The following is a 25,437-nucleotide window of genomic DNA, read 5'->3' as shown; positions in this document are numbered from 1 at the left end:
TTTCACATGCGCAATGGCAGTGTTTCGAGTGGAAATTTGGTAAGATGAGGAGAGTACAGGAAGGAGAATTACCAGTGGCATCAGATATTAATTTATTTTTGGCCTTTGGAGCTGGCTTTCTAAGTTTTATTTCACCGTGTACACTGCCTTTGTATCCCGCATTTTTATCTTATATAACAGGCATGACGATGGATGAAATTAAAAACGACAAAAAAGTTATGCAACGGCGGGGCATGTTCCACACCTTGTTTTTCCTATTGGGATTTTCAACTATTTTCATTGCACTCGGTTTCAGTACATCATTCTTCTACGAATGGTTTATCCGCTATGATGAATTGATCCGCCAAGTAGGCGCCATCTTTATCGTCTTGTTCGGCTTAATGATTGTCGGTGTCTTTACTCCGAAGTTTCTTATGCAGGACCGCAAGTTTTCGTTTAAAAACCGTCCTTCCGGCTTTTTGGGGACATTTGTTATCGGCTTGGCTTTTGCAGCAGGATGGACGCCATGCACGGGTCCGATCACTGCAGCGATTTATGCATTGGCAGCGGCCAATCCAGGGTCGGGTATTTGGTATATGCTGGCATACGTACTCGGTTTTGCTATTCCGTTTTTTGTCTTGTCATTCTTTGTGGCACGCATGGGCTGGCTGCGCAAACATAATCAAAAAATCATGAAGGTAGGCGGCTATGTTATGATTGGAGTCGGCATCCTGTTGTTTTTTGATGGCCTAACGTATTTGATTCGTATCCTTAGCCCATTCTTTGGAGATTTCCAAGGATTTTAAATTGACTTGAAGCAGGTGACAAAGATGGAAACCATTCTAAAGATGGAAGAATACCAATCAAAAATTGGTCAAGAGCAGTCTTTTCTGCTTTTTGTGAAAACGGATAATTGCTCAGTCTGTGAAGGTTTGCGTCCCCAGGTCGAAGCTTTTGAAAAGGACTATAAGCTGCCATTTTACTTAGCGAATGCAGCACGAATACCGGAATTAGCGGGTCAGTTAATGCTTTTCACAGCTCCGGTTGTCCTGCTGTTTCGGCAAGGCAAAGAAGTACACCGTTTTGCCCGATTTGTACCGATTGAAGAATTGCGCCGCAGATTGGATGAGCTGGAGGGGAATTTAAATGTTTGATCAAATCCCTGCTGAAGTTTATTTGATCGTTTCAACCATCGGTGCGTTTGCAATGGGGTTGCTGGCGATGTTTGTCCGCACCAAATCAGCCAAGAAACCGGCCTCGGTCAAGAAGATCATTTTACCGCCGTTTTTTATGTCGACTGGCGCCTTGATGTTCATTTTCCCGTTTTTCCGTGTAGCGCCTTTGCAGATTTTCGAAGCGCTGGCTGTCGGCATCCTGTTTTCAACAGTCTTGATCTGGACTTCCAGATTTGAAGTCCGTGATGGCGATATTTATTTAAAGCAATCGAAAGCATTTGTCTTTATCTTGTTCGGCCTATTGTTGGTGCGAGTTCTTGGCAAAGTGGTCTTGAGTTCAAGCATCGATATCGGTGAACTGGCAGGCATGTTCTGGATTTTGGCATTTGGAATGCTTTGGCCATGGCGGCTTTCTATGCTGTGGCAATATAAAAAAATTGCTGCAAAAGATAAAAGCGCTATTCCCACTTAAGGGAATGGCGCTTTTTACTGTTCAAAATACTGTTCGTACGGCCGGACATCAATCTCCATCTCTGCCAGTTTTTTTCTCAGGAACTTATGATCGCGTTTCGGTGTCGCCAAAATATAGCCGCGGATGATGTGTTCCAGCTTCATCTTTTTGACCTTTTCTTCCAGCATAACCTGTCCGATTCTGCCGGCGATTTTTTGTTTTGCCACCGGACGGAATAAATCAGGAACAGGCTGCACCAATTCATTCAACATTGCCTTTTCTTCATCGCCCCATAAATGGATGGTTTTATCAACGTAATATTCTTCCCAGTTCAAATCTGAAAGGCCATCTTCCTTCGGCATAGACTTTAGGAACTTTCTGAACATGAAATATCCGCCAATTGCGAAAAGCCCCACCAGTACAACTACCCAGAATAGGATAAACCATAAAAACCAGCCACTCAGTTCCATATTGTTTCACCTCATTTTTCCATTACTTCTATTATAGAAGGGTTTGAAAAAGAATTCATTAAAAATGTATCTCTTTTTTCCATCTGTGTCTATATAGCGAATGAAAGGAGGTGATAAACATGGCCTTTAGTGATTTTAAGAACGCCAGCATCCGCTGCACGTACGACAATGGCTTGGATGCCAACGGCAAAGTGAAAAGAAAGTTCAAATCGTATCACAACGTCAAAGAAGCAGCAGCTGCAGATGGAATCTTTGAAACAGCAGCTGTATTGACGAATTTCGGAACAAAGACATTAATGGATGTTGAAAAACAATCCGCAATGACGATCTATCAATAAAAAGAATAAGGGGGAAATAAAGAATGGCTAAAACATTGGAATTGATTTTTACGACCACTGCAGGAAAAGATGTCACCTTGACTGTGGATGAACCGCGTGACACTGTCACAGATGCGGAATTGCTGGCAGGAATGCAGGCCATTATCGCGCACGATGTTTTCGAAGTGGAAGGTTCGCCGTTTGGTACGGTGAAAGGCGCCCGCATTGTCGAACGGAATATTGTGGAGTACGAAGTATAAGCAAGAAGCTCTCCTGATTCGGGAGAGCTTTTTTACTAGCAAAATTTAGCGGCAATTACACTTTTATAGAACAGGAGGTAAAAACTATGGCAGAGTGGATGCAATGGATTCAAGAACTTGGTTTTCCTATCTTTGTTTCTTTTTATTTGATGCATCGTGTGGAAACCAAGTTGGTCGCCATTCATGACGCATTGCTGACGTTGAAGCTGTCCTGACTTCACAAATTCGTGACAATGGCGGTTCGACATGTATTGTGCAGTTTCTACACTTTCGCTATGATTAGAAGGATGAAAGAGTGGAGGCAATCTCATGCGATTTATTTATTTGTCAGTATTACTGAGTCTTGTCCTATTTTTAGGGGCATGCGGCAGTTCTGCAATTGAGGATTTTTCTTATACCGATCACCGTGGGGAACCGGTATCTTTAGAAGATTTGAAAGGGACGCCATGGCTGGCGACTTTTGTTTTTACCAACTGCGAAACGGTTTGTCCGCCGATGACTTTTAACTTAAGCGGAATCCAGGAAGAGCTGGAAGCTGAAGGTTTGGACGATTACAAAATTGTAGCGTTCAGTGTGGATCCAGGGGTCGATACACCGGAAACCATGCAGGAATATTTAGCGCAATACTCGGTTCCGGATGAAACAAAGTGGCATTTGCTTACAGGGTACGAACAATCGGAAATATCGGAGTTTGCGAAAGATAATTTCAATTCCTTTGTGCGCGACGATCCTGAAAGCAATCAGGTTATTCACGGTACCGCTTTCTATCTGGTGGACCAGGACGGTGTTGTTGTCAATAATTACGACGGCTTTGAAAATGTGCCAGTGGAAGACATTAAGAACGACTTGCGTGAATTAATTGAAGAAAAGTAAAAAACCGGTCATAAACCGGTTTTTTCTTTGCCCAAAAGATCTCTGATTTCCAGCAGGATTTCCTGAGTTTTGTCCAATACTTCCGGTTCTTCTGCAGCCGGCACATCTTTTTTGCGTTTTAGTTTGGTGAAAATGCGGATAACCATGAAGATCGAGAAGGCAATGATGAAAAAGTCGATGATTGATTGGATAAATAGTCCGTAATTCAGAACCACATCATTGAAAGTATAGCTCCAATTCTCGACACTGACTCCGCCGACTAATATTCCAACTAGGGGCATAATGATGTCTTGCACTAAGGAGGTTACCACTTTGCCGAAAGCTGCTCCAATGACGACTGCCACGGCAAGGTCGATGACGTTGCCTTTCAAGGCAAACTTCTTAAAATCTTCCCACATAAATTTCACCTCCCGCTTTTAAAACTTAATTTTATCAGAAACAGTTTGAATAATATAGATATCTGCCAAATTTTACAAAGCAGCGGATCCGCGGAGAAACGGCAATCGAAGGGAAGATATGCTACACTGAAACAAATAAAGGATTAGGTGTGGAATATGAAAAAAAAGAAAATACCCAAAAAATATAAGCGTCAATTAGGCTGCCTCATTCTTTTGGTGCCGGCAGCAATAGTAGCTGCAACTCTCGGTGCCCTTTTGTATATGCTCGTCAATTCGGCGTCAATGATGAATACTCTAAAGGAAGCGCCAAACCATATAATTGAAATGGAAGTTCCAGAAGAAAACATACCGTTGTATAAAGAAGCAGCGGAGGTCTACAGCATTCCATGGACCTTGCTTGCCGCACACCACCGGATTGAGACCAGGTTTTCGACAATGGATCCTTTGCTGTCTCCGGTCGGGGCAGAAGGGCATCTTCAGTTTATGCCTTGCACATTTGTCGGGTGGAGCCATCCTACCTGTTCTGGAAAAGGACAAGGCGAAATCAGTGAAGAAGACAAAACAAACCTTGACGTGATTGCCTACTACGGGGGATATGGAGTTGACGGCAACGGGGATGGCATTGCGGATCCTTACAATTTAACGGATTCTCTCCACAGTGCAGCAAATTATTTGTCGCAGAATGGGGCAGCGGAAGGCGATCTGGAAAACGCGATTTTCCAATACAACCACAGCGAAGAATATGTCGCAGATGTGCTTCACTACTACAGGATGTACGAAGAAGAATACAATTAAACGAAAAAAAAAGAGAGTGGACAATTGTCCACTCTTCTTTTTATTAAGCTCTGCGGTTTTTGCGCATAGAACCCATGATCAGGCTAAGAACGAATACAAAGATCAAAGCACCAATTAATGCTGGGATGATTGCTACGTCCCAAATAACTGGACCTAGATCTCCAAGAATTAATCCACCTAACCAAGCACCAATGATACCTGCGATAATGTTACCGATAATACCGCCTGGTACGTCTTTACCTAAAATCATTCCAGCGATCCATCCGATGATACCGCCCATAATAAGAAATAAAATAAATCCCATTTTTTCCAGCTCCTTTTAAAGTGATGTATAATTGCTACACTCTAGGTATAACCGGATTCAGGACATTTGAAACATAAACAGATAAAAAAATTATAAAATTTGTGCGCCCAAGGTTGTAGAGAAGTGGCGCAAAGCCCATTCATGCCCTGCCTGATCAAAGCTCGCGACGCCTTTTTCGTGGACAAAAATTTTATATCCTTTGTTATAGGCATCTACTGCCGTGTGCAGTATGCAAATGTCTGTACAGACCCCAACAAGATGGATTTCTTCTATATTGCGCTCTTGCAGCAGCAATTCCAGGTTGGTTCCGGCAAATGCGCTGTATCTTGTTTTGTCCATCCAGATGATGCGGTCTGCATTTGCTTTATAAACATCTGCCAGACGTCCGTATAGCTCTCGCCCAGCAGTTCCTTTTATGTTATGAGGCGGAAAAAGTTTTGCTTCCGGGTGAAATGCATTGGTCTTGTCGTGCAAATCCACCGGCATAACCACCAGCGCTCTCTCAGTTAGAAATTCCTCCGTCAGTCTGCATATCTCATCTTCAATCGCTTGTCCAGGTTTCCCGCAGGTCAAAGCCCCGTCATCTGCTACAAAATCCACCGTGTAATCGACTAACAGCAATGCTTTTTTCATCCCTTCCACTCCAATCCTTTTCCTTGATTATAAACTAAATGAATTCAAAAGAAACAAAGCTTGCCAGAGTCTTTAGTTTTCAGTATAATCAGACTATTAAAGGAGAAGGGGTGGTCCTGATGCAATACGAAAACGTTGAGAAGCTTGACCGGCAGGCGATGATTTTTGTTGCTATTCATACTTTGCTCATTTTAAATTTTGCTTTGGATTTCGGTTTCTTACTATGACCGGAAACAAAAAAACAGCCTATCCCAACTTCATGGGATGGGCTGTTTTAATGTGTGCCCCGTTTTAGGCGGACCAGGGAATCTTTGAGGATCCGCGATGCAGAGTCGAGCGAAACACCCAATATTTCCTGGATCTCCTCCAGGTTTTTATGTTCAACTGAGTAAAGATAATATACATAGGCAAAACGAATATCACCCGAGCGCATCGGCATGCCGACAAAAGAGGAAAGCGCCTCCGTATAGTCGGAGAGTGAGCCCATTTGAAACATGGTGTACTCATTTTTCACTTTAGATGACAGTAAATAAGGCGTGCCTCGGAATACTGCCCGCTCAATGCCATCCAGCATGACAGGAATCTCCTTGTCCGTAAATTCGAGGATGCACTGGTAGCCATCCTTCTTTTCAACAGCCAACTTCAATTTACCTCCGCGGTCATCAAAATTGTCTATGTCAATCGTCGCCATATCACGCAAGCGAAGTCCGCGCAGGTATAGAATGTAGAGAATTTTAGCATTCAAAGATAATTGGTCGGCTTCAAGCACAGCGTCTTTCTTTGCCAGCAAGTCTTCATAATCCAAGTAAATATCGGATGGCGTCAAGTCCAGTTTTTCACTGAATTTAAACTTGGGCATGAAATCGTTTGGAATGCGCCCAATCTGCCACATATAGTCAAACCATCTTCTGATGTAAATCAGTTTTCGGTTGAGGGTGCTGTCTTTAATGCCGGATGCGTGCTGGTCCATCAGAAACTGCTGGATGTCGGAAGGCCGGATATCATGCGGCTCCACCGGTTTTTTATACGTATGTCTAAGAAAAGCGAAGAGCGAGCGGATCAATTGGACTTCATGGACAACGGTGTTAGGGCTAATGCCATTGTCGAGCCGAAATTTCTCATAACCATAAGGCATTATACGTCACCTCTTCTTAAGGGATTTCCTACCATTATACCATTCATTCAAGAAAATAGAACGTGTTTTCCCTTATGGAGAGCGGGTTCAGCCAGCCACTTTGGATTTATACTGCTGTGGAACCGCCGAAGAAAAACAGATCCGGCCCAATGTATATAATTCATGCAGATTAGGGTATGTTAATAAGGATAGGCAAACAGATGAAATGAAGGTGGAACCCATTATGTTTAAAGAAGACAATGCAAAAATCAGAAACCAGATTCTTCAAGCAGTGGAGGGGATGACTGATGAAAAATTAAACCAAAAGCCATCTGAAGAAGAATGGTCGGCCATTCAGATTTTGGACCATCTGCAATTAATGGAGAAAACAATTGCGAAAGGCGTCTCTCGTGAGCTAGAGAAAGAAAAGAGCGAAAAAGCGCTGAAAAAGCCGATTGCGCTGACTGTCAGCCGGTCATTCAAAGTGGATGCGCCAAAGCACGTGATTCCGACAGACGAATTTGTCACGCTCGAAGAAATGAAAAAACGCTTGAATGCTTCACACAATCTGCTGTACGAAGCATATGGCAAGGCAACGCCTGAACAGCTCAAACAAAAATCGATGCCCCATCCGGTATTCGGTAAAGTTCCGCTCGTCCAATGGTTCCCGTTTGTCGGCCTTCATGAGAAAAGGCATTTCAAGCAATTGGAAAAAACCTTAAGCAAACTCGATTGATTTCTATTATAGTCATTCGTAAAACTTATCACATTATATAATTTTAATGTAATTTACTTATGCTCCTGCTTTCGGTATGATGAAAGAGGAGAAAAGCGCTGTCACGAGCCTTTTCAGAAGATTCAAAGGAGGAACACTCACATGGCAAAGAGCAGTTTGCACAACAGCCGCACTTCTTTTGAGCTAAATGGCAAAACGTACAACTACTATCGTTTAGCTGCATTAGAAGAAGCAGGGATCGCTAAAGTATCACGCCTTCCTTATTCAGTAAAAGTTCTATTGGAATCTGTATTGCGTCAGCATGACGGATATGTCATCAAAGACGAGCACGTTGAAGAATTAGCAAAATGGGGCAAAGATGCCAACAAAGAAGCAGAAGTTCCATTCAAGCCTTCACGTGTTATCCTTCAGGATTTCACCGGCGTACCAGTAGTCGTTGATTTGGCTGCACTTCGTTCAGCAATGGCTAAAATGGGTGGAGACCCGAACAAGATCAACCCTGAAATTCCAGTGGACCTTGTCATTGACCACTCGGTACAGGTTGATAACTACGGCACGGAAGATGCACTTCGCATCAATATGGAGCTTGAGTTTGACCGCAATGCGGAGCGTTACCAGTTCCTTAGCTGGGCTCAAAAAGCTTATGACAACTACCGTGCAGTTCCACCAGCAACAGGTATCGTTCACCAAGTTAACCTTGAGTATTTGGCAAACGTTGTCCATGCAGTTGAAAATGCTGATGGCACATTCGAAACTTTCCCTGATACATTGGTCGGAACAGATTCCCATACGACAATGATCAACGGAATCGGTGTTCTTGGATGGGGCGTTGGCGGTATTGAAGCTGAAGCCGGCATGCTTGGACAGCCTTCTTACTTCCCAATTCCGGAAGTTATCGGCGTTAAAATGACTGGCGAACTTCCAAACGGCGCTACTGCGACTGATTTGGCGTTGAAAGTCACTCAAACTTTGCGTAAAAAAGGCGTAGTTGGCAAATTTGTTGAGTTCTTCGGACCTGGCGTTACAACATTGCCGCTTGCTGACCGTGCAACAATTGCCAACATGGCTCCAGAATACGGCGCAACTTGCGGATTCTTCCCAGTTGACGAAGAAGCGCTTGACTATATGCGTTTGACTGCACGTGATGCAGATCAAATCGCTGTAACGAAAAAGTATTTGCAGGAGAACGACATGTTCTTCAAAGTTGAAAACGAAGATCCGATCTACACGGACCTTGTGGAAATCGATCTTTCTGAGATTGAGCCAAACCTTGCTGGACCGAAACGTCCACAAGATTTGATTCCTTTGTCTCAAATGAAACCTGAGTTCAACAAAGCAGTTACAGGCGAAGAAGGACCACACGGTTTTGCACTTGATGCAGCTGAAATCGCGAAAACAGCAACAGTCAACTTCAAAAACGGCAAAACTGCTGAAATGAAGACTGGCGCACTTGCGATTGCAGCCATTACATCTTGTACAAACACTTCTAACCCATACGTAATGCTTGGTGCTGGACTAGTAGCGAAAAAAGCAGTTGAAAAAGGATTGACTCCACCTGCTTACGTGAAAACTTCATTGGCTCCAGGTTCAAAAGTTGTTACAGGCTATTTGAACGATTCCGGCTTGTTGGACTACATGAACCAAATCGGCTTTAACTTGGTCGGCTACGGCTGTACTACATGTATCGGTAACTCAGGTCCATTGCTTCCTGAAATTGAAGAAGCGATTTTGGACAACGATTTGCTGGTTTCATCTGTATTGTCAGGTAACCGTAACTTCGAAGGGCGCATCCATCCGCTTGTAAAAGCAAACTATTTGGCATCTCCAATGCTGGTTGTTGCTTATGCACTTGCTGGAACAGTGGATATCGACTTTGCAGTTGAACCGATCGGCACAGACAAAGAAGGCAAAGATGTATTCTTTAAAGACATCTGGCCATCAACTGAAGAAATCAAAAAAGTGGTTAAAGACACGGTTACTCCAGAATTGTTCCGTAAAGAGTACGAGCATGTATTCAATGAGAACGAAGCTTGGAATGCAATTGAAACAAACGACGATTCATTGTATGAGTTTGATGCGTCATCGACTTATATTCAAAACCCGCCGTTCTTTGAAGGTCTTTCAAAAGAACCGGCTCCGATCCAACCATTATCTGGCCTTCGTGTAGTTGCGAAATTCGCAGATTCTATCACGACTGACCACATTTCACCAGCTGGTGCCATCGGCAAAGATACGCCAGCAGGCCTATACCTTCGTGCAAACGGCGTCGAGCCACGTAACTTTAACTCTTACGGATCTCGCCGTGGTAACCACGAAGTCATGATGCGCGGAACATTCGCCAACATTCGTATCCGTAACCAAGTAGCTCCAGGAACAACTGGCGGTTACACAACTTACTGGCCAACGGGCGAAACAATGGCAATTTACGACGCAGCCATGAAGTATCAGGAACAGGGCACAGGACTTGTGGTCTTGACTGGTAAAGATTACGGCATGGGCTCTTCACGTGACTGGGCAGCTAAAGGGACATTCCTTCTTGGCATCAAAACAGTCATCGCTGAAAGCTATGAGCGTATTCACCGTTCAAACCTTGTAATGATGGGCGTTCTGCCATTGCAGTTTGTTAACGGCGAAAGCGCAGATTCACTTGGATTGACTGGACACGAAACCATCAGCGTCAACTTGTCTGATGACGTGAAGCCACGCGACGTCCTGACAGTTACAGCTACTGCTGAAGACGGTAAAGTAACTGAGTTCAAAGTATTGGCACGTTTCGATTCCGAAGTGGAAGTGGATTATTTCCGCCATGGAGGCATCCTGCAAATGGTGCTCCGCAACAAGTTGCTAGAAGTATAAGAACGATAAGAAAAAGGCTGCCGGGAAATTTCCCGGCAGCCTTTTCTGTTATATAAAGGAGGAATTTCTTGTATACTGGTAAAGAGGTGAAATGGACATGTACATAAGTGAAAAAGAAATTGAAATCCGTTACGCGGAAACTGATCAGATGGGTGTCGTTTATCATGCCAACTACATCATTTGGCTGGAAATTGGACGCACCAAGTTGATTGAAGACTTGGGCTTTACCTATGCAGGCATGGAAAAGGATGGTTATTTGTCTCCTGTAACCGATATTTCCATTCAATATAAAGCAGTTCTCCGGTACGGGCAAAAAGCTTTTGTCCGGACATGGGTGGAAGAGCATGGGCGCCTTCGGACCAAATATGGCTACGAAATCGTCCATGAAGACGGCACCATTGCCGCAACCGCGATTTCTGAACATGTTGTTGTGAAAAAAGATACGTTCCGTCCGGTCTCCATCAAGAAAATCTATCCGGAATGGCATGAAAAATACGAAGAAATCAAAAAGCAGGTCCCTGATGGCGTTCGGAATTAAGCGAAATGAACTGGAGCGCTGGAAACAAGAGGTCGCTGAAGGACAGATTTCGTTTTTAACCCATTACTGGGTGGATGACCGCTTCCCGGGCTGCAGCACTGTCACAAAAGTGGGCTGCTGCGACTTGGACAAGCTTGAATCCTGGGGCAGGCAGTACGGATTGCAGCGCGAATGGATGGATTTGCGGGGCAATTATCCGCATTATGATTTGTTTGGCGATCGCCAACGGTCAATTCTCCAGCGTGAAGGGCAATTGGAGCAACTGAATAAATTGCAAAATAAAAAAGCATGAATAGCTCATGCTTTTTTATTTTTCGTATGAATAATCAAGTTCATGCAAGTCATCGTTGACGCTGACCTGAAGATTATGCCCATCAAAATACCAGACATCGCTTTGTTCAATAAAGTAGGTGACTTGGTCCTGTTCCAACTGGACAGCCATTTCGTGAGGCTGATCCTTGGTCACACCAAGTGAAAATCCAGGCTGCAGCTTGCTGGAACCGCCGTAGCGGACAAAAAAGCGAACAGCTTCACCTGGTGCCACTTCCATTTCTTTCTTAAACCAATTGAGTGCGTCGTCACTGATGTTGATCTGCATATCACACGTCCTTCCACTGGCATTACCAGTTGATTTTAGGCTCTGTACCTGCTCGGATCCGTGCAATGTTGGCACGATGGCGGAAAATGATGAACAACGCCAAAATATAAATGACAATCATGAACAGGTAGTCTCCGGTGAAAATTGCGTAAATAGTGGTGTAAATGATTGCCACAACCGACAAGATGATTGATGACAACGATACCATTTTAGTGATCTTCAATGCAATCAAGAGCACCACAACAGCCATGACGAACAGGGGCCATTGATAGCCGAGCAGGATGCCGCCCGAAGTCGCGACGGCTTTTCCGCCTTTAAATTTGGCGAACACCGGATAAATATGCCCGATAACCGCGATCACGCCAAACACCAGCGGGTGGATATCGGTCGCAATGTAAAAGGGAATCAGCGTTGCAGCTGTTCCTTTCAAAATATCTAACAAAGTAACCGCAATGCCAGCTTTTTTGCCGAGCGTCCGGAATGTATTGGTAGCGCCGAGGTTTCCGCTTCCTTTTGTACGGATATCCGTGTTGTAAAATAGTTTACCGACCCATAAGGCAGACGGAATCGAGCCAAGCAGGTAAGCGAGTAGAATGGGAAGCAGTATAGTCATTATGGACTCCTTTAAAACAACCTTATTTTGTAGTTTCAGTTTACCATGACTGAAGTTCTTTGGACAATAGGCGCCACATTATTCAACAGGCAGGACAGAATCGTGTATGATAGAATAAAAAGGACAGGTGATCTTCTTGAACAATCCAAGCCGCGAAAAGATTAAAAACGTACTTGATCACGCGAAAACCATAGCTGTAGTTGGCCTTAGCCCAAACCCGAGCCGTACTTCCTATATGGTATCTGAAGCTATGCAACGTGCCGGATACCGAATCATCCCGGTCAATCCGCAGACGGATGCCGTGCTGGGTGAAAAAAGTTATGCTTCTTTGAGTGACATACCAGAAAAAGTGGACATTGTGAACGTTTTCCGGCGAAGTGAGTTTTTAGAGGATATCGCTGATGAGTTCGTGAAAATCGATTGTCCAGTATTTTGGACACAATTAAATGTAGTTGATGAGAACGTATTTAATCGGTTGGCTGATGCAGGGTATACAGTCATAATGGACCGTTGCATCAAAGTGGAACACGCCATCCTGAAATAAGGCATTACTGCTAAAGGGCGCCCAGCGCTCTTTTTCTATGAAGTTTGACAGAAGGCAAGGAAATAGAATACGATAAAGAGAGATCAATATGCGAACTAATGTTCGTTGGAGGGAATTAGATGGCTAAAATTCAAAACACAGCATACAACGAAGAAGCGATCCAGGTACTCGAGGGCTTAGATGCTGTCAGAAAGCGGCCAGGAATGTATATCGGCTCGACGGATACACGCGGACTTCACCATTTAGTCTATGAAATTGTCGACAACTCGGTCGATGAAGCGCTTGCAGGACACGGGGATAAAATCACCGTTACCATCCATGAGGACAACAGCATCAGTGTCCGGGATTACGGACGCGGCATGCCAACAGGAATGCACCGCAGCGGCAAACCCACACCGGAAGTAATTTTGACGGTTTTGCATGCCGGCGGAAAATTTGGCCAGGGTGGCTACAAGACGAGCGGCGGCCTCCACGGAGTCGGTGCGTCTGTTGTTAATGCGCTGTCCAAATTCCTGGAAGTGACTATTTATCGCGATGGCAAGAAATACCGCCAGCGCTTTGAAAACGGCGGTAAGCCGGTCACAACATTGGAAGAAATCGGCTCAACAAAAGAAACTGGCACATTGCTTCACTTTTTGCCGGACGAAACCATTTTTTCCGTTTCCAAATACAATTACGAAACTCTTTCAGAGCGTCTGCGCGAATCAGCTTTCCTGTTAAAAGGACTGAAAATTGAGCTGTTTGACCAACGTACAGAAGCCAAGGATGTTTTTCATTACGAAACGGGAATTGAAGCCTTTGTTGCTTACCTCAATGAAGAAAAAGACGTGCTGCATCCTGTGGCTTATATCGAAGGGCAACAAGACGAAATGGAAATTGAATTTTCGTTCCAGTTTAACGACGGCTATTCTGAGACAATCCTGTCATTTGTCAATAACGTCCGGACACGTGACGGCGGAACGCATGAAACTGGCGCCAAAGCTGCTATGACGCGGGTGTTCAACGACTATGCGCGAAAAATCAACTTGCTGAAAGACAAAGACAAAAACCTGGAAGGCTCCGACATCCGCGAAGGTTTGGCAGCGATCGTGTCTGTCCGCATCCCGGAAGCGCTGCTGCAATTTGAAGGGCAGACCAAAAGCAAGCTGGGAACAAGCGAAGCGCGAAGCATCGTGGACTCGGTCGTTTCGCAGAAGTTGATGTACTTCCTGGAAGAAAACGCAGACCTCAGCGCGTCCCTTGTGCGCAAAGCAATCCGGGCATCGCAAGCGCGATTGGCGGCCCGAAAAGCACGAGAAGATGCGCGTAACGGAAAAAAACGCAAAAAATCGGATGCGTTGCTGTCCGGTAAATTGACGCCTGCCCAATCACGCAATGCCTCTAAAAACGAACTGTATTTGGTTGAGGGAGACTCGGCCGGCGGTTCGGCAAAACAAGGACGCGACCGGACTTTCCAGGCAATTCTGCCGCTGCGCGGGAAAGTCGTCAATACCGAAAAAGCGAAGCTTGAAGAAATTATGAAAAACGAAGAGATTTCGACCATTATCCATGCCATTGGCGGAGGCGTGTCGTCCGATTTTTCAATTGACGACATCGCCTACAACAAAATCATCATCATGACCGATGCGGATACTGATGGCGCGCATATCCAGGTGCTGCTGCTGACATTCTTTTTCCGTTACATGAAGCCATTGATCGAAGCCGGCAAAGTGTTTATCGCATTGCCGCCGCTGTACAAAGTATCCAAAGGCATCGGCAAAAAAGAAGTGATCGACTATGCGTGGACCGAAGCAGATTTGGATGCATCCATCAAAAAAGTCGGCAAAGGCTATATGTTGCAGCGCTACAAAGGACTGGGTGAGATGAACGCAGACCAGTTATGGGAAACAACCATGAACCCGGAAACCCGTACGCTGATTCGCGTGACCATTGAAGACAGTGCGCGTGCAGAACGCGGCATCACCACATTGATGGGTGATAAAGTGGAACCGAGACGCCGCTGGATTGAAAATAATGTCGATTTCGGAATGGAAGACGACAGCAATATTCTTGAAAATGATTTGATTCACGCTGAGGAGGAACTCGTATGACACAAACCGAAAGATACCAGGATTTGCCGCTCGAGGAAGTGATCGGCGATCGGTTTGGCCGTTACAGCAAATACATTATCCAGGACCGGGCGCTGCCAGATGCCCGCGATGGGTTAAAGCCTGTTCAGCGCAGGATTTTATATGCGATGTACCACGAAGGCAATACCAACGACAAAGCGTTCCGTAAATCTGCCAAAACTGTCGGTAATGTGATCGGTAACTATCATCCGCACGGTGACAGTTCGGTTTATGAAGCGATGGTTCGCTTGAGCCAGGATTGGAAAATCCGTCACATGCTCGTTGAAATGCACGGCAATAACGGTTCGATGGACGGCGATTCGCCGGCTGCAATGCGTTATACCGAAGCCCGTTTGTCAGCTATTTCTTCTGAATTGCTTCGCGACATCGACAAACGCACTGTGGATTTTATTCCAAACTTTGATGATTCCGACATGGAACCGACCGTTTTGCCGGCTCGTTTCCCTAACCTTCTCGTCAACGGGTCAACCGGTATTTCTGCCGGCTACGCTACAGATATTCCTCCGCATGCACTTCATGAAGTGCTTGATGCAGTACTGATGCGCATGGACAATCCACAGGCGACAGTTGCCGAGCTGATGACGGTCATAAAAGGGCCAGATTTCCCAACGGGCGGCATTATCCAGGGGATAGACGGCATCCAGAAAGCTTACGAAACCGGCAAAGGCAAGATCATTGTCCGTTCAAAAGCCCAAGTGGAACCGCTAAAAGGCGGGAAAGAGCAAATCGTCATCACAGAAATCCCTTTTGAAGTCAACAAAGCCAACATGATCAAGAAAATCGATGACCACCGCTTTGACCGCAAGCTTGAAGGCATCTCTGAAGTGCGGGATGAATCCGATCGAAGCGGATTGCGCATCGTCATCGAACTGAAAAAAGACGTACAGGCTCTCGGCATTTTGAGCTATCTCTATAAAAATACTGATCTGCAGGTCAGCTACAATTTCAATATGGTCGCTATTTATAAGCGCCGTCCGACGATGATGACGTTGCAAACGATGCTGGATGCGTATATCGAGCACCAAAAAGAAGTCATCACCAAGCGTTCGGAATTTGATCTTCAAAAAGCGAGCGACCGTATGCACATTGTGGAAGGTTTGATGAAAGCCTTATCGATTTTGGACAAAGTGATCAAAACCATCCGTTCTTCAAAAGACAAACGCGATGCGAAGAATAACCTGATTTCGTCTTTTGATTTCTCAGAAGCCCAGTCGGAAGCGATTGTGTCGCTGCAACTTTACCGATTGACCAATACCGACATTACCGACTTGCAAAAAGAAGAAAGCGATTTGAAAAAACTGATCGCTGAATTGACGGGCATCTTAACCAGCCCGACCAAATTGAAAAATGTCATCAAAAAAGAACTGGCCAGCATCCGCAAGCAGTTCGCAGAACCTCGCCGTTCGGTTATAGAAGACAAGATCGAAGAAATCACCATCACACGCGAAATCATGATTCCAAGTGAAGAAGTCGTGGTGACGGTGACAAAAGAAGGTTATGTCAAGCGTACCAGTACACGTTCTCACGCTGCTTCAAACGGCAAGGACTTTGCGATGAAAGAATCGGATTACCTGTTGTTCGAAGGCAATTTGAACACGCAGCATACCATTCTGATTTTCACTACCGCCGGAAATTTCGTTTTCCAGCCGATTAACGAGCTGCCTGATATCAAATGGAAAGATCTTGGCCAGCATTTATCGAGCATCGTGCAATTGGATGCCAATGAATCTGTTCTTGCAGTCTTCCCGTTCGAAAACTTTGATGCAGATGCCAGCATCCTGACCGTTTCGAAACTTGGCCAGGTCAAACGTTCGGCGTTGAAAGATTATCAGATTCAGCGCTATTCACGCGCCATTAAGACCATGAATCTGAAATCTGAAGATGCAATGATCTATGCAGCATTGGTGACGAATGAAACCGAATTGTTCATCGGCACCAAACAAGCCTACGGCGTCCGTTTTCCAATGGATGAAGTGCCGCTTACAGGTCTTCGAACTGGAGGCGTCAAAGGCGTTAACTTGAAAGACGGCGATGAGGCAGTTTCCGCTGTCATGATCGATCCGGAAATTAAACAGGAACTTGTTCTGATTACGCACCGCGGGGCAGCGAAAAAAATGAAACTCCAGGAATTTGAAAGCGGCAGCCGTGCCAAGCGCGGCGTGATCATGCTCCGGGAGTTGAAATCGAATCCTCACCGCGTTGTTGCAGTAATTGGCGCAACCGGCAAAGAAGAAATTATTTTAGAAACCGACAAAGGGCTTCGCATGCCTTTGGTGGCCAATTCATTGAAAAATGTGGATCGTTATTCAAATGGTTCATTCATTGCAGATGAAGCAACTGACGGAAAAGTCACCGCAGCCTACCGGTTTGACAAAAAAGAATAAATGCATAAGACCCCAACTCTTGAATAAGAGTTGGGGTCTTAATTTTTTGCATCCAAAATACCACGAATGAATAATGTCGTCTAAATATATTCATATGCATTATCTATAGTTCCGGTCATTTTTTATTCAAATGAATAATCTATCCGGAATAATTTTTCTAGCTGTTAAAAGCATTTATCTAAGATCAGTGCCTATACGGCCAAGTCGGCAGGCATGTTCTAGACCATGGGGATTCTTAAAATCAAGTAAGTCGAAAACTTTTCATGGAGTTGTCGCAATTTTGTCGCCAATTCAGCGCGTTGATGTGTTAGAGTAGTGAGATAAATAAAAATAAGAGGGTGACATCTATGACTAAAACCAACATCACAGAGCTTGACAGGGAAGTCGCATTTTCAAAAGTATCGGTGGAAGAAATTATGGTTGCCAACCAGGCGCTCAAGGATGTCGTCATCAAGACGCCATTGCAAAAAAACGAGCTGCTGTCCGCACGATACGGCTGCAATGTTTACTTGAAGCGGGAAGATCAGCAGGTCGTCCGTTCATTTAAATTGCGAGGCGCATATAATTTTGTCCGCAGCCTGAGTGCTTCTGAACGCGCCAGAGGAATTGTCTGCGCCAGTGCCGGCAACCACGCACAAGGCGTCGCCTACTCATGCTTCGCCCTTGGCATTGAAGGGAAAATCTTTATGCCGCTGACAACGCCGCGCCAAAAAGTGTCGCAAGTCAAACGCTTTGGCGGAGACAAAGTGTCGGTGGTTTTGACAGGAGATACCTTTGACGACTCTTTCGCTTCGGCAATGGAATATTGCACGGCAGAAGAAAAAGTTTTTGTTCATCCGTTCAATGACAGCCGAATCATAGCGGGGCAAGGAACGGTTGCAGTAGAGATTTTGAATGATATGCAAGAACCGGTCGATTTCCTGTTTTGTGCAATTGGCGGAGGCGGTTTGGCATCGGGCGTCGGCTCATACTTAAAAGGCATCAGCCCATCGACAAAACTGATCGGCGTCGAACCAGCAGGTGCTGCCGGCATGAAAACCTCACTCGCCAATGGCCAGGTGACGCGTCTTGATACAATCGATACATTTGTTGACGGTGCTGCAGTCAAGCAAGTAGGCGATCTGTCGATGGCTATATGTTCAGATGTATTGGATGACATTGCACTGGTACCGGAAGGCAAGGTCTGCACAACAATCTTGCAGCTGTATAACGAAAACGCCATTGTCGCGGAACCGGCTGGCGCATTATCCGTTGCTGCACTTGATTTCTATAAGGATGATATCAAAGGCAAAAACGTGGTATGTGTCATCAGCGGTGGTAACAACGATATTGAGCGGATGCAGGAAATCAAGGAAAAATCCCTGATCTACGAAGGGCTCAAGCATTATTTCATCGTTACGTTCCCGCAGCGTGCAGGTGCACTCCGCAAATTCATGGAGCAGGTGCTGGGCGAAACCGATGACATTACCCATTTTGAATACACGAAACGGACAAACCGCGAAGAAGGGCCGGTTCTGGTCGGCATTGAACTGAAGTGCCGGGAAGACTATGAACCGCTCGTCAAACGCATGGCAGAAAACGGATTTCCATACAAAGACATCAACAACGATTCCCTATTGTTTAATTTATTGATTTAAAGAATCTACAGGTTTGGCCAGTTTTGCCTGGCCGAGATAAAAAGGGTGTTCTTCGTGTGCTTCAGCACAACGGGGAACGCCTTTTTGCATGACAGCCAACTGGGAATCATCACCTATAGAGACATATCTAATGGTATAGTGGAATCATCTAGAGGATCGAGGTGGAGCAAATGGAAAAACGATGTTCATGGGCAGAAAGCAACTTGCTTATGCAAAACTATCATGACGAGGAATGGTGCCGCCCCAGCTGGGATGATCGCTATATTTTTGAATTGCTGACCCTTGAAGGCGCACAGGCTGGTTTGTCGTGGAATATTGTACTATCCAAACGCGAAGCTTACTTGGAGGCTTTCAATCACTTTGATATCTCGCAATGCGCAGAACTGACAGATGAGGATCTGGCAGCGGTTAAAGAAAATTACACGGTCATCAAGCATGGCGCTAAGATTCAATCAGTCCGTACCAATGCTCAAGCTGTACTGAATATTTTAAAAGAGTGGGACAGTTTTGCAGCGTTTCTATGGAGTTATACAGACGGCAAGCCGATCCTCAACAATTGGAAGACCGACGCAGAAATTCCAGCCCAGTCTCCGTTGTCAGTCCAACTGAGCAAAGATTTGAAAAAGCGTGGCTTTAAATTTGTAGGCCCTGTCACTACGTACTCGTTCATGCAGGCTATCGGGATGGTCAATGATCATATCGAAAGCTGTGTTTACCGAACGCCAAAAGATTGAGGCATTCCAGTGCTCAAAAAATAAGGAACAGAGAAGCCCGTTTATTTCTTCTCGGTTCTTTTTTATTTTCACAAGGAATTTCCAGATAAATGCAGAATAAAGGTAAAGAAGGTGAGTAAGTTCAAAACAAGAAAATGACGCAAACAAAAAGGGGTAGTGGATTGGAACAGACAACTATGCAAATCTGGAACTTGGATTCTTTATACGAGGGAAAAGGTCAATCAAGTAAGTTGATGAGTTTGTACGAAGAGTTAACCGAGACGCTTGAAAAGCTGGAAAGCAATCTCCAAGCTTATCAAGCGCGTGCTGAACTGCCGCTATTATTAGAAATCTTGCCGCAATTCCAATTTGCATTAAGCGGCTGGGAGGAAGTCGATGATTATTCAATCTGCGTATACGCCGAGGATGTTACGGATTCGGCAGGAGCTGCATTGATGGAAAAAAGTGCCGTCGTGAAAGCGAAGCTAACTTCTGCACAAAGTGAGCTGGACCGAATTCTTGGCGGAATCCCGCAGGAAGTTTGGAATAAATGGATTTGCAGTGAAGACTTGCGGCCTCTGTCTTTTTATTTGGAGGAGCGAAGAGCAGCAAGCAAAAATCTTCTGCCGGTTGAACTGGAAAAAATAATTAATGCTTTGTCTGTCAACGGAATTATGGGGTGGGAGCAGCAGCACGAATTGATGCTGACTAAATTGAAAATTTCTTTGGAAATCGATGGAGAGAAGAAGAAAGTGTCAATTGGGGAAGGGCTGCACAGAGCGGTTTACTCTGCTGCACAGAAAGATCGCCAGGCTGCGGCGGCGGCTATAGAAAAGGTTTGTTCTGCAGAAGCTGATGCATTCGCAGCTATTTGGAACCGGATTGCAGGATTTCGGCTGGATGTATACAAGCAGCGGGGCTGGGACAATGACCTGAAAGAAACGCTGGATCACAACCGTATTCAGGAGGGAACCATTGAGTCGATGATGGCTTCCATTGATGCCAACAAGAGTCTGTACCAGGCTTATTTCCAACGAAAAATTAAAGTGGACCAGCATAAAAAAACCAGTTGGTTTGACGTAGAATCTCCAAGTTTTGCTGCAGCTGATAAAATAGTTTACGCTGACGCCAAAAGTCTGACCTGCAGACAGTTCCATCAGTTCAGTGAAAAGCTGGGGAACTTTGCCGAAAAGGCATTTAAAGAAGGCTGGATTGAAACAGAAAACCGGCCAAATAAGGCGGAAGGCGGGTTTTGTGCATCGATGCCGCTTTCCAAGGAAAGCCGTATTTTCCTGACTTACCGTGAAACTTACCAGGACATTGTTACACTGGCCCATGAACTGGGCCATGCCTATCATAATTTCATCCTCCATGAGGAGCAGGCCCTGGCTCAGCAAAAAGGCACAAGCTTAGCGGAAACGGCTTCCACATTCATGGAAAACCTCATGCTGGATGCTGTCATCAGCCAAGCGGATAGCGATGAGGAAAAATTAGCATTGCTTGAAATTAAAATCATTGAGGGCCTTAAATACCTTGTCACGGTGCCCAATATGTTCCGGTTTGAGCAGCGGTTTTACGAAAAACGGAGGGAAGGATTGCTTTCCGCGGAAGAAATCTCCGGTCTGCTCATTGAAACTGAAAATGTTTTTTATGAAGATTCAATTGAGGAGCTGGCTGCTTATCAATGGATGTACATCAGCCATTTTTATGATGCGGAAAAATCCTTCTACAACATTCCGTACACTATAGGCTACTTGTTCAGCAACGGTATTTACGCTCTTGCTCAAAGGGAAGAAACTGACTTTTCCAAGCAGTATGATGGGCTCTTGCGCCATTCAGGTAAAATGACCATCGAACAACTGGCAGAATCCTTTTTAGGGGTTGATCTTACAAACCAGGAATTTTGGGATACTGCCCAGCAATCGTTGAAAAAAGCGATTGAGATGTATTTGGAACTGACCGATCTGCATGGCATCAAATTCTAATAAATTTTGTTCTAACAGAAAAACTCCTAATCATCCCGCCAGTCTATCTGCAGTTTCTCAAGACTGTCGGTCAATTCGGTATCCAGATCCATCAGACAAACAGTAAAATCTTGGACATTCAGCAATTCAATTCCGTTTCGGTACAGTGTGTAATGCCAAAGGTAGCTGAAGTCTTGTTCCGGATTTTGGCGGTTAAACTCCATCATCAACTTGCGTATGGCATCGTCAAGACTTCCAAAATAAATCGAGCTGTTCTCCATATCTGGCCAGCGCCCCACTTTTAAATCCGGCAAAGACTCAAATTCAGGTTTGCCGTTCACTAAAGGATTTTCTGGATCAGGATCTCCGTTTGGGAACACAACACTAAATTCATTAGCCAGGCTTAGTGCGACCGCCAAAATTTCTTCCCATCTGGGAAATGAATCAATACTTTGGATCACCCAAAATTTAATCATGGCAACTACCTCGTTTTCTCTAGATGGATGGAATGCTTTCTTTTTTCACCGTCCTGTTTTTTTGCACTAGAGCTTACCGCGTTTCTGCTGTAAACTGAGTCATAAGAGATACTTCTTTTTTACGATTTGGTTAAGGCGACCTATGTAATTAATAATACGATTTTTTCTATCCAAATAAAACCATTTTATGAAATGTCTAAAGACATCTGTACAATGAGTTTAGCCAGCTGTTGATCCTTAATTAGAATTCTTAAACTATCCGTTTCTGTTGTTCCGATGGAAGAATGGGAACGAGACACGAAGGGGGATTACGTGATGTTGAACTTAAAATACTTGGATTTGTTAGCGCAAAAATACGACAGTGAAGAAAAAGTCGCAACTGAAATTATCAATCTTGAAGCCATCCTGGATCTGCCCAAAGGAACGGAACATTTTGTAAGCGATTTACATGGGGAGTTCCAGGCTTTTCAGCACGTTCTGCGAAACGGTTCCGGCAATGTGAAGGTGAAAATAAGAGACTTGTTCAAGAATGAACTGAGCGAAAAAGAGCTGAATGAATTTGCGACACTGGTTTATTATCCGGAAGAAAAACTGCAACTGATCAAAAGCAATTACACCAGCAAAAAGGAATTGCAGGCATGGTACATAGAAGTGATTGAGCGGATGCTGAAGCTTATTTCCTATGCAGCTTCCAAATACACCCGCTCAAAACTGCGCAAAGCGCTGCCCAAGCAGTTTGTTTACATCATTGAAGAGCTGCTGTACAAGACTGATGAGTTTAAAAACAAAAAAGACTATTACGCCAAAATGGTCGAACAAATCATCGCTTTGGGCCAAGCGGATAAACTGATTGTTGGGCTTGCCTATACGACGCAGCGCTTAACGGTGGACCATTTGCATGTAGTTGGCGACATTTACGACCGGGGTCCGGATCCGCACAAGATTGTGGATACACTCATCGATTACCACTCCGTGGACATTCAATGGGGAAATCATGACGTTCTGTGGATCGGTGCTTATGCCGGATCGAAAGTGTGCCTGGCGAACATTCTCCGTATCTGCGCACGCTACAATAATCTGGATATTATCGAAGATGTATATGGCATCAACTTGAGACCATTGCTGAATCTTGCGGAGAAGTATTACGACGACAATCCGGCATTCCATCCAAAACGGATTTCAGATGAAAAACTGACTGAGCAGGAACAGCTGCAAATCACCAAAATCCATCAGGCGATTTCCGTCATTCAGTTCAAGCTGGAAAGCCCGATCATCAAGAGGCGTCCGTGCTTTGCGATGGAAGACCGCTTGTTGTTGGAAAAAGTCGATTACGAGAAAAAGGAAGCGACGATCCACGGCAAAACCTACCCGTTGGAAAATACGTGTTTTGCGACGATCAATCCCGAGCAGCCGGATGAATTATTGGATGAAGAAAAGCTGGTGATGGATAAGCTGCTGTTTTCTATGCAGCATTCAGAAAAAATGACGCGGCATATGAACTTCCTTATGAAAAAAGGCAGCCTTTATTTAAAATACAACGGCAATTTGCTGATTCATGGCTGCATTCCGCTTGATGAAGAAGGCAATATGGAAAAAATGGAGATCGAAGGAAAAAGCTATGCCGGCAGGGAACTGCTGGATCTTTTCGAACATTATTTGCGCTATTCCTTCGCTCATCCGGAAGAAACCGATGATTTCGCGACCGATATGGTATGGTACTTGTGGACCGGAGAATATTCATCCCTTTTCGGGAAGCGGGAAATGACGACTTTTGAGCGTTACTTTATCAAGGACAAAGAGACCCACAAGGAACGTAAAAATCCCTATTATTATTTGCGTGAAGACGAAGAAATGTGCCGCAAAATATTGGAGGAATTTGAATTAAACCCAGATCATGGACGCATTATTAACGGCCATACGCCTGTCAAAGAGCGGGACGGGGAAAACCCGATCAAAGCGAATGGCAAAATGCTGGTCATCGACGGCGGCTTCTCAAAAGCCTATCAGTCAACTACAGGAATCGCCGGTTATACCTTGCTGTACAATTCATACGGCATGCAGCTGGTCGCCCATCAGCTGTTTAACTCAAAAGAAGAAGTGCTGCAAAATGGAACGGATGTATTGTCCATCAAGCGGCTTGTTGACGAAGAACTGGAACGCAAAAAAGTGCGGGAAACAAATATTGGTGAAGGGTTATTGCAGGAGATTCACAATTTGAACAGTTTAAGAGAATACCGATATATGCAGAGAACCTCATTTAAAATGTAACAGGAAAAGGAAGAGCCAGCGATTGCGCTGGCTCTTCCTTTCTGGTTTGTCAGGAGAAAAGTGAATTTGAAAAAATGCTTCACGATTCATCTGTCGAACCTTTTGATGTCAGTGTTTCAACTCGATATCTAAATATGTTGTGTAGTTTCCAAATTCGCTTTCTTCGTAAATTCTAATAAATGTTACTTCAAAAGAAGGATATGGGCCCAACTCTTTTTCAGCTTGGATTTTCATATCGATCAATTCTTTTTGGGATGTTCCGTAAACAGTTTTACCTAAAGTTATATGGGGGGTAAAATCTTCCGCCTCGAAGTATTTTTTTATTGTTTCTTGAGTTGGAGAGATCACTTGAACTATTTTGTTGTGAAGATTGAAGAGTTCAGGCGAGTGTGCGCTTAAATATAAAATATCATCTCCGAAAAGTTGTGGATCGCTGATGATCAATTTGAAAGAAGAAAAACTGGCACATATCATTTTGACCTGATCAATCCATGCTTTATCCTCGGCCAACCCACCTTGCGCTTTTAAAGTGAGATGCGGTTCGACTCCAGCTGTAATTTTACGTGAACTATATTTCTGTTGGAATTCTATGATTTTGTTTTTAAACTCTGCTGGCGGCACAATGCCAATGAAATACTGCAAACAAATCCCCCTAATGAAACTAGTTTTACCAATCCATTTAAGTTGAACTTAAGAATCAGCATGTTCTATTTTATTTACCCTTTTACAGATTTGCGAACACCGACAGATTTTCGGTTCCGTTCAGGCTGTTCCAGTTTCGGACCCAGTTGAAACAGCAAGACGCCGCCGCTGATCAACAGCACGCCGAGCAAGGATTGCCAAGTAAAAGGGACTGTCTCAAGGCCGAACCAGCCGAGTGTATCCCACATCAGACCGAAGAAAATTTGCGATACCATGATGAGGGAAATGGCGCGGCTCGGCCCAAGAATTTGGACGCCTTGGGTCACACAGGCAACGACGCCAACTCCGAGAATGCCGCTGAACCAGAACCAGGGCTGTGCCTGGAATCTAAACAGGCCGGTCCCTTCAAAAGCCAGTCCTGCAGCAAGAGATGCCAAAAATCCGAGCAGCAGGACAAGTGCTGTAGTAGACCAGACGCTGACTCGTTTTTTGACGTTGGCATTGAATGTGTTTTGCAGGCAGACAAACGCACCGCCGAGTAATGCCAGTAAGATGCCAATTGCCATATAG

Annotated in this window: 29 protein-coding genes; 19 read left to right on the top strand and 10 right to left on the bottom strand. The window is 44.7% G+C overall.

Annotated elements, in window-relative coordinates; all coding sequences use genetic code 11:
• The first annotated feature begins 74 nt into the window (after positions 1-74).
• The 3 genes from GJB59_RS05805 to GJB59_RS05795 are packed head-to-tail and all read left to right on the top strand — an operon-like array spanning position 75 to position 1,626.
• Positions 75-785, top strand: coding sequence for a cytochrome c biogenesis CcdA family protein (locus GJB59_RS05805; protein ID WP_142827907.1), 711 nt, complete (start codon positions 75-77; stop codon positions 783-785).
• 24 nt (positions 786-809) lie between these two features.
• Complete coding sequence (locus tag GJB59_RS05800) at positions 810-1,133, top strand: thioredoxin family protein (RefSeq protein ID WP_142827909.1); 324 nt, start codon at positions 810-812, stop codon at positions 1,131-1,133.
• A complete protein-coding gene (locus tag GJB59_RS05795; RefSeq protein WP_142827910.1) occupies positions 1,126-1,626 on the top strand; it encodes a CcdC family protein in 501 nt (166 codons plus the stop codon). Before GJB59_RS05800 ends, GJB59_RS05795 begins: the two co-directional genes overlap by 8 nt.
• Before the next feature lie 14 nt (positions 1,627-1,640).
• Here the strand turns inward: GJB59_RS05795 and GJB59_RS05790 are convergent, their stop codons facing one another.
• Positions 1,641-2,075: a DUF2621 domain-containing protein gene (locus GJB59_RS05790; RefSeq protein ID WP_142827912.1), complete on the bottom strand. Its 435-nt coding sequence runs from the start codon at positions 2,073-2,075 to the stop codon at positions 1,641-1,643.
• A gap of 119 nt (positions 2,076-2,194) precedes the next feature.
• Between GJB59_RS05790 and GJB59_RS05785 the strand changes: the two genes are divergently transcribed.
• The 4 genes from GJB59_RS05785 to GJB59_RS05770 all read left to right on the top strand — a co-directional run bounded on the left by GJB59_RS05785 (position 2,195) and on the right by GJB59_RS05770 (position 3,525).
• Positions 2,195-2,413, top strand: a complete 219-nt coding sequence (locus GJB59_RS05785) for a DUF1659 domain-containing protein (RefSeq protein ID WP_006831432.1) — start codon at positions 2,195-2,197, stop codon at positions 2,411-2,413.
• 23 nt (positions 2,414-2,436) lie between these two features.
• The gene (locus GJB59_RS05780; RefSeq protein ID WP_142827914.1) at positions 2,437-2,652 is read left to right on the top strand and encodes a DUF2922 domain-containing protein; all 216 of its coding nucleotides are present in this window, start codon (positions 2,437-2,439) and stop codon (positions 2,650-2,652) included.
• A gap of 86 nt (positions 2,653-2,738) precedes the next feature.
• Positions 2,739-2,867, top strand: a complete 129-nt coding sequence (locus tag GJB59_RS05775; protein ID WP_142827916.1) for a YvrJ family protein — start codon at positions 2,739-2,741, stop codon at positions 2,865-2,867.
• A 94-nt stretch (positions 2,868-2,961) separates the two neighbouring features.
• Entirely contained in the window at positions 2,962-3,525 is a 564-nt protein-coding gene (locus tag GJB59_RS05770) for an SCO family protein (RefSeq protein ID WP_142827918.1), read from the top strand.
• Positions 3,526-3,533: 8 nt separating this feature from the next.
• Here GJB59_RS05770 and mscL read toward each other — a convergent pair whose 3' ends face one another.
• Positions 3,534-3,923, bottom strand: coding sequence for a large conductance mechanosensitive channel protein MscL (gene mscL / locus GJB59_RS05765; protein WP_142827920.1), 390 nt, complete (start codon positions 3,921-3,923; stop codon positions 3,534-3,536).
• Between the two features lie 156 nt (positions 3,924-4,079).
• Between mscL and GJB59_RS05760 the strand changes: the two genes are divergently transcribed.
• Complete coding sequence (locus GJB59_RS05760) at positions 4,080-4,718, top strand: lytic transglycosylase domain-containing protein (protein WP_142827922.1); 639 nt, start codon at positions 4,080-4,082, stop codon at positions 4,716-4,718.
• 43 nt (positions 4,719-4,761) lie between these two features.
• On the opposite strand, the gene GJB59_RS05755 is transcribed toward GJB59_RS05760, so the two are convergent.
• The 3 genes from GJB59_RS05755 to GJB59_RS05745 all read right to left on the bottom strand — a co-directional run bounded on the left by GJB59_RS05755 (position 4,762) and on the right by GJB59_RS05745 (position 6,790).
• Positions 4,762-5,022 carry a GlsB/YeaQ/YmgE family stress response membrane protein gene (locus GJB59_RS05755; RefSeq protein WP_142827924.1) on the bottom strand — a complete coding sequence of 87 codons (261 nt, stop codon included), beginning with the start codon at positions 5,020-5,022 and terminating at the stop codon, positions 4,762-4,764.
• Positions 5,023-5,112: 90 nt separating this feature from the next.
• Complete coding sequence (locus tag GJB59_RS05750; RefSeq protein ID WP_142827926.1) at positions 5,113-5,655, bottom strand: cysteine hydrolase family protein; 543 nt, start codon at positions 5,653-5,655, stop codon at positions 5,113-5,115.
• A gap of 274 nt (positions 5,656-5,929) precedes the next feature.
• Positions 5,930-6,790 (bottom strand): site-specific integrase, encoded by an 861-nt coding sequence (locus GJB59_RS05745; protein ID WP_142827928.1) that lies wholly within the window; start codon positions 6,788-6,790, stop codon positions 5,930-5,932.
• Between the two features lie 223 nt (positions 6,791-7,013).
• Between GJB59_RS05745 and GJB59_RS05740 the strand changes: the two genes are divergently transcribed.
• From GJB59_RS05740 to GJB59_RS05725, 4 genes are all read left to right on the top strand, one after another.
• A complete protein-coding gene (locus tag GJB59_RS05740; RefSeq protein WP_142827930.1) occupies positions 7,014-7,505 on the top strand; it encodes a DinB family protein in 492 nt (163 codons plus the stop codon).
• A 141-nt stretch (positions 7,506-7,646) separates the two neighbouring features.
• A complete protein-coding gene (gene acnA / locus GJB59_RS05735; protein ID WP_142827932.1) occupies positions 7,647-10,361 on the top strand; it encodes an aconitate hydratase AcnA in 2,715 nt (904 codons plus the stop codon).
• A gap of 97 nt (positions 10,362-10,458) precedes the next feature.
• The gene (locus GJB59_RS05730; RefSeq protein WP_142827934.1) at positions 10,459-10,899 is read left to right on the top strand and encodes an acyl-CoA thioesterase; all 441 of its coding nucleotides are present in this window, start codon (positions 10,459-10,461) and stop codon (positions 10,897-10,899) included.
• Positions 10,883-11,191, top strand: a complete 309-nt coding sequence (locus GJB59_RS05725) for a hypothetical protein (protein WP_142827936.1) — start codon at positions 10,883-10,885, stop codon at positions 11,189-11,191. The genes GJB59_RS05730 and GJB59_RS05725 overlap by 17 nt, the downstream gene beginning before the upstream one ends.
• Positions 11,192-11,206: 15 nt before the next feature.
• Here the strand turns inward: GJB59_RS05725 and GJB59_RS05720 are convergent, their stop codons facing one another.
• Together GJB59_RS05720 and plsY are read right to left on the bottom strand one after the other, a co-directional pair.
• On the bottom strand, positions 11,207-11,497 hold the full coding sequence (locus tag GJB59_RS05720) for a HesB/YadR/YfhF family protein (protein ID WP_142827937.1): 291 nt from the start codon (positions 11,495-11,497) through the stop codon (positions 11,207-11,209).
• A gap of 22 nt (positions 11,498-11,519) precedes the next feature.
• Positions 11,520-12,110, bottom strand: a complete 591-nt coding sequence (gene plsY / locus GJB59_RS05715) for a glycerol-3-phosphate 1-O-acyltransferase PlsY (RefSeq protein ID WP_142827939.1) — start codon at positions 12,108-12,110, stop codon at positions 11,520-11,522.
• 130 nt (positions 12,111-12,240) lie between these two features.
• On the opposite strand from plsY, the gene GJB59_RS05710 reads away from it, so the two are divergent.
• From GJB59_RS05710 to GJB59_RS05685, 6 genes are all read left to right on the top strand, one after another.
• Complete coding sequence (locus GJB59_RS05710) at positions 12,241-12,654, top strand: CoA-binding protein (protein WP_185960052.1); 414 nt, start codon at positions 12,241-12,243, stop codon at positions 12,652-12,654.
• Between the two features lie 119 nt (positions 12,655-12,773).
• The gene (parE, locus tag GJB59_RS05705; RefSeq protein WP_142827943.1) at positions 12,774-14,744 is read left to right on the top strand and encodes a DNA topoisomerase IV subunit B; all 1,971 of its coding nucleotides are present in this window, start codon (positions 12,774-12,776) and stop codon (positions 14,742-14,744) included.
• Positions 14,741-17,167: a DNA topoisomerase IV subunit A gene (gene parC, locus GJB59_RS05700; protein WP_142827945.1), complete on the top strand. Its 2,427-nt coding sequence runs from the start codon at positions 14,741-14,743 to the stop codon at positions 17,165-17,167. Before parE ends, parC begins: the two co-directional genes overlap by 4 nt.
• Before the next feature lie 347 nt (positions 17,168-17,514).
• Positions 17,515-18,804 carry a threonine ammonia-lyase IlvA gene (gene ilvA / locus GJB59_RS05695; RefSeq protein ID WP_142827947.1) on the top strand — a complete coding sequence of 430 codons (1,290 nt, stop codon included), beginning with the start codon at positions 17,515-17,517 and terminating at the stop codon, positions 18,802-18,804.
• A 170-nt stretch (positions 18,805-18,974) separates the two neighbouring features.
• Positions 18,975-19,538, top strand: a complete 564-nt coding sequence (locus GJB59_RS05690; protein WP_142827949.1) for a DNA-3-methyladenine glycosylase I — start codon at positions 18,975-18,977, stop codon at positions 19,536-19,538.
• 161 nt (positions 19,539-19,699) lie between these two features.
• Positions 19,700-21,502: a M3 family oligoendopeptidase gene (locus tag GJB59_RS05685; protein WP_236015449.1), complete on the top strand. Its 1,803-nt coding sequence runs from the start codon at positions 19,700-19,702 to the stop codon at positions 21,500-21,502.
• Positions 21,503-21,528: 26 nt separating this feature from the next.
• On the opposite strand, the gene GJB59_RS05680 is transcribed toward GJB59_RS05685, so the two are convergent.
• The gene (locus GJB59_RS05680) at positions 21,529-21,957 is read right to left on the bottom strand and encodes a hypothetical protein (RefSeq protein WP_142827951.1); all 429 of its coding nucleotides are present in this window, start codon (positions 21,955-21,957) and stop codon (positions 21,529-21,531) included.
• Between the two features lie 318 nt (positions 21,958-22,275).
• On the opposite strand from GJB59_RS05680, the gene GJB59_RS05675 reads away from it, so the two are divergent.
• The gene (locus tag GJB59_RS05675) at positions 22,276-24,225 is read left to right on the top strand and encodes a fructose-1,6-bisphosphatase (RefSeq protein ID WP_142828033.1); all 1,950 of its coding nucleotides are present in this window, start codon (positions 22,276-22,278) and stop codon (positions 24,223-24,225) included.
• Between the two features lie 108 nt (positions 24,226-24,333).
• Here the strand turns inward: GJB59_RS05675 and GJB59_RS05670 are convergent, their stop codons facing one another.
• Both GJB59_RS05670 and GJB59_RS05665 read right to left on the bottom strand, forming a co-directional pair.
• Complete coding sequence (locus GJB59_RS05670; protein ID WP_185960043.1) at positions 24,334-24,867, bottom strand: 2'-5' RNA ligase family protein; 534 nt, start codon at positions 24,865-24,867, stop codon at positions 24,334-24,336.
• A gap of 74 nt (positions 24,868-24,941) precedes the next feature.
• Positions 24,942-25,433, bottom strand: a complete 492-nt coding sequence (locus GJB59_RS05665; protein ID WP_142827954.1) for a DMT family transporter — start codon at positions 25,431-25,433, stop codon at positions 24,942-24,944.
• Positions 25,434-25,437 lie beyond the last annotated feature (4 nt).

It is taken from the genome of Planococcus soli (genome assembly GCF_016881065.1).
GTDB classification, from domain to species: Bacteria; Bacillota; Bacilli; order Bacillales_A; family Planococcaceae; genus Planococcus; species Planococcus soli.
Note: the sequence above shows the minus strand (reverse complement) of the source record. Positions and strands in the feature narration are given on the sequence as shown.

What these genes read in the sequence shown, in the direction of transcription:
- ilvA (WP_142827947.1), top strand. Translation starts at nt 17,515, where the DNA reads ATGACTAAAACCAACATCACAGAGCTTGACAGGGAAGTCGCATTTTCA.
- GJB59_RS05800 (WP_142827909.1), top strand. Translation starts at nt 810, where the DNA reads ATGGAAACCATTCTAAAGATGGAAGAATACCAATCAAAAATTGGTCAA.
- GJB59_RS05680 (WP_142827951.1), bottom strand. Translation starts at nt 21,957, where the DNA reads ATGATTAAATTTTGGGTGATCCAAAGTATTGATTCATTTCCCAGATGG.
- acnA (WP_142827932.1), top strand. Translation starts at nt 7,647, where the DNA reads ATGGCAAAGAGCAGTTTGCACAACAGCCGCACTTCTTTTGAGCTAAAT.
- GJB59_RS05785 (WP_006831432.1), top strand. Translation starts at nt 2,195, where the DNA reads ATGGCCTTTAGTGATTTTAAGAACGCCAGCATCCGCTGCACGTACGAC.
- GJB59_RS05770 (WP_142827918.1), top strand. Translation starts at nt 2,962, where the DNA reads ATGCGATTTATTTATTTGTCAGTATTACTGAGTCTTGTCCTATTTTTA.
- GJB59_RS05755 (WP_142827924.1), bottom strand. Translation starts at nt 5,022, where the DNA reads ATGGGATTTATTTTATTTCTTATTATGGGCGGTATCATCGGATGGATC.
- GJB59_RS05725 (WP_142827936.1), top strand. Translation starts at nt 10,883, where the DNA reads ATGGCGTTCGGAATTAAGCGAAATGAACTGGAGCGCTGGAAACAAGAG.
- GJB59_RS05775 (WP_142827916.1), top strand. Translation starts at nt 2,739, where the DNA reads ATGGCAGAGTGGATGCAATGGATTCAAGAACTTGGTTTTCCTATCTTT.
- GJB59_RS05750 (WP_142827926.1), bottom strand. Translation starts at nt 5,655, where the DNA reads ATGAAAAAAGCATTGCTGTTAGTCGATTACACGGTGGATTTTGTAGCA.
- GJB59_RS05720 (WP_142827937.1), bottom strand. Translation starts at nt 11,497, where the DNA reads ATGCAGATCAACATCAGTGACGACGCACTCAATTGGTTTAAGAAAGAA.
- parE (WP_142827943.1), top strand. Translation starts at nt 12,774, where the DNA reads ATGGCTAAAATTCAAAACACAGCATACAACGAAGAAGCGATCCAGGTA.
- GJB59_RS05690 (WP_142827949.1), top strand. Translation starts at nt 18,975, where the DNA reads ATGGAAAAACGATGTTCATGGGCAGAAAGCAACTTGCTTATGCAAAAC.
- mscL (WP_142827920.1), bottom strand. Translation starts at nt 3,923, where the DNA reads ATGTGGGAAGATTTTAAGAAGTTTGCCTTGAAAGGCAACGTCATCGAC.
- GJB59_RS05740 (WP_142827930.1), top strand. Translation starts at nt 7,014, where the DNA reads ATGTTTAAAGAAGACAATGCAAAAATCAGAAACCAGATTCTTCAAGCA.
- GJB59_RS05790 (WP_142827912.1), bottom strand. Translation starts at nt 2,075, where the DNA reads ATGGAACTGAGTGGCTGGTTTTTATGGTTTATCCTATTCTGGGTAGTT.
- GJB59_RS05780 (WP_142827914.1), top strand. Translation starts at nt 2,437, where the DNA reads ATGGCTAAAACATTGGAATTGATTTTTACGACCACTGCAGGAAAAGAT.
- plsY (WP_142827939.1), bottom strand. Translation starts at nt 12,110, where the DNA reads ATGACTATACTGCTTCCCATTCTACTCGCTTACCTGCTTGGCTCGATT.
- parC (WP_142827945.1), top strand. Translation starts at nt 14,741, where the DNA reads ATGACACAAACCGAAAGATACCAGGATTTGCCGCTCGAGGAAGTGATC.
- GJB59_RS05745 (WP_142827928.1), bottom strand. Translation starts at nt 6,790, where the DNA reads ATGCCTTATGGTTATGAGAAATTTCGGCTCGACAATGGCATTAGCCCT.
- GJB59_RS05795 (WP_142827910.1), top strand. Translation starts at nt 1,126, where the DNA reads ATGTTTGATCAAATCCCTGCTGAAGTTTATTTGATCGTTTCAACCATC.
- GJB59_RS05665 (WP_142827954.1), bottom strand. Translation starts at nt 25,433, where the DNA reads ATGGCAATTGGCATCTTACTGGCATTACTCGGCGGTGCGTTTGTCTGC.
- GJB59_RS05760 (WP_142827922.1), top strand. Translation starts at nt 4,080, where the DNA reads ATGAAAAAAAAGAAAATACCCAAAAAATATAAGCGTCAATTAGGCTGC.
- GJB59_RS05730 (WP_142827934.1), top strand. Translation starts at nt 10,459, where the DNA reads ATGTACATAAGTGAAAAAGAAATTGAAATCCGTTACGCGGAAACTGAT.